We start from the raw sequence: 545 nt of genomic DNA, 5'->3' as shown, positions 1-545 counted from the left end.
CGCCACGATGTTGTCGAACGTCTCGTCCACGGTGGGAATCTCCACCAGCTGCACCGAGCCCTCGCCCCATTCGCCCTTCGGCTCCACCCACAGGCACGGGCGCTTCTCGTAGAACACGCCGTCGTCCTGGTAATGGTCGAAATTGCGGTCGCGCTGCAGCAGGCCGAAGCCGCGCGGGTTGCGGTCCACGAACATGTTGAAGCGCAGGTTGCGCGGGTTCAGCAGCGGCCGCCAGATCCATTCGCCAGCGCCGGTCCACAGCGACAGGCCATCGGTATCGTGGATCTCCGGGCGCCAGTCCCATGCCATGCGGCGGTCGTTCTCGCCCACCTGGTACATGCTGGTGCACGGTGCGATGCCGAGCCGCTCGATCGGCTTGCGCGGGTACAGCGCGCTGTCGATGTCCATCAGCAGCACGTCGCCATTGGTGATCGCGAAGCGATAGGCGCCAGCCACGCTGGGTGAATCCAGCAGGCCGTAGACCACGATCGTGTCCGAATCAGCCGATGGCTGTTCCAGGTAGTAGGCGATGAAATCCGGGAATT

Annotated in this window: 1 protein-coding gene; it reads right to left on the bottom strand. The window is 64.4% G+C overall.

Going from position 1 to position 545, the window contains the following annotated elements:
• The coding region (locus FH975_RS00030; RefSeq protein ID WP_202922921.1) for a glucan biosynthesis protein at positions 1 to 545 on the bottom strand (545 nt) is incomplete at both ends.

This window comes from Nesterenkonia haasae (genome assembly GCF_010119385.1).
GTDB lineage: Bacteria > Actinomycetota > Actinomycetes > Actinomycetales > Micrococcaceae > Nesterenkonia > Nesterenkonia haasae.
This window is presented reverse-complemented; position numbering and strand designations above follow the sequence as displayed.